The sequence below is a fragment of the Pseudomonadota bacterium genome, from assembly GCA_026388215.1.
Classification (GTDB): domain Bacteria; phylum Desulfobacterota; class Syntrophorhabdia; order Syntrophorhabdales; family Syntrophorhabdaceae; genus JAPLKF01.
Genome location: JAPLKF010000148.1, coordinates 1 through 1,859, shown reverse-complemented (window position 1 = coordinate 1,859; position 1,859 = coordinate 1). Strand labels below are relative to the sequence as shown.

The window sequence follows — 1,859 nt, the reverse complement described above, 5'->3', positions numbered from 1 at the left end:
CCCTGAGATTGCCTGCACCCTGCCTCTATGGAGTCTCATCACTGCGGAGCTTCTATTCCCCTCTGCCATGTACTCCTTGATCTCTATCTTGGTGGCAGGGGCAATCCTCAAGATGTTCTTGTTGATGAAGGTAATCTCTGCTTTGCTATTGGTCTTTGCCCTATAGATATCCCCTATATCCACAGGGGCTCCTAAGGATACAGGTGCTACCATGTTCTTTCCTGTCTTTAAGACATCCACACGGCCCTGTACCTGGGTAATCTTCCCTATAGGCGCTGCAAAGGAAAGACTTACTGTAAAGAAGATAAATATTAAGGCAAGAAAAAATATATACTTTTTCATGCTACACCCACCCCTTCTTTTTTTAAAGTTATTAAAGACTATTCTATTCTCCTTATCTATTCTCCTTATCTTACCATTATTTCCTATATAATTCATTTTGTCAGTGACGTAGGTCACACTTTACGAAAAATATTTCAGATTTTAATATCTGTATTCAATGCCTATTGAAACTACCTCACGTTTGTAGTCATAGGTTGAGATATTACACTTGTCTCTGATCCACGTATACTGGGCAAGGATATCGGTATTTTTAGTCAGTTCATAGATAAAACCTGTTGTTGTGTTGTATGTGTCATTCCTCCGTTGCATACCAAATGCAGGATTCTCATACTTATACTGGGTGAAAGCAGCATCACCTGAGACCTGGAACGCGAGGGGTATTTTGACTATATCTTTGAGGGGATAGAGAAAGCTCATACTGAACTTGTTCTCTGTGTTCGTCCAGTTACGACCCTCGGCGTTCTCTTCAGTATATGTAAATTTGAGTCCCAGCAGTCCTTTACCTTCTTTAAAAAAGTATGTCCATCCCAGACTACCGCTCATTAATTTGGAATTTCTATTTTCATCAGATGAGATTGGTTCGAGATGTAAAGGCGTTTCAAAATAGTATTTCTTTGCAAAGCCAAAGGATACTTCCCCTACACTGTTCTTGGTCACCATGAATCGTGCAGTGGGGTTTATTCCAATTTGGTCCATGTACCTTGTTGTGTTCGACCAGGAAAGCTCACTTAGGAAACTGTTACCCTTGTCTCCCTGCAAACTGTTATAGATATAGCTTATGGGAAGGGTGAGCGACCATTTCTCGAAGTTATAGCCTGGGATTGCAGTTATTACATTTGACATGTTGTTGTATTCACTTAAGTTTCCTGTGGTTCCGTCAGCCCTGATGTATTGTTTGGGAAAATACTTTTCAGCAAAAAGGGAATACTGGAGAGAAAGATTATAGGGCTTTTTGAAAGAGAAGGGGGCAGTGTATCCAATCCTTGCAAATAGGTTCAGTGCACTGTCTTCGTGGCCTGAGATGGCATCCACAATGGGCCCGCTCCCTTTTGCCACGACATTCGAGTCGTACTTGTAGTTCATCCCCATACTGAATCTCCATGGCCTTTCCCTTTCGATTTTTTCAGTAACCAGCTTATCATAATCCCTTGCGTATGTAGCTGTATCTGTATTGGGGTCCAGGGAGATTGTGGATTTAAAGCGTTTCTGTGCTTCTTTTAGTTTTCCTTCCCTTGTGTAGGCGCTTGCAATCTGGAATTCTGCTGCCTGAGCCATTGAGGGGTCAAGGGATTTTGCCTTTTCAAAGGCTGGTACTGCCTCCATATATTTTCCTTCTTTTATAAGGATGAGCCCTTTGAGGAACTGGATACGTGCTGGCTGGATACCCTCTTTTTCTCCAACCTCTATCCACTCCTTTGCTTCCTTTATGTTATCTATCTGGTAGAGTACGTCTATCAGTTCAACGAGGGCTTCCTTGACCTTTGGGGTAAATGTTACTGCATCCCTCAAATAGGGGA

Annotated in this window: 2 protein-coding genes; both read right to left on the bottom strand. The window is 42.2% G+C overall.

The window, feature by feature from the left end; translation table 11 throughout:
- Positions 1-438, bottom strand: a 438-nt coding sequence (locus tag NTU69_08785; GenBank protein ID MCX5803606.1) for a FecR domain-containing protein, incomplete at its 3' end; no start/stop codon positions are given.
- Positions 439-483: 45 nt separating this feature from the next.
- The coding region (locus NTU69_08780; GenBank protein MCX5803605.1) for a DUF2860 family protein at positions 484-1,859 on the bottom strand (1,376 nt) is incomplete at its 5' end.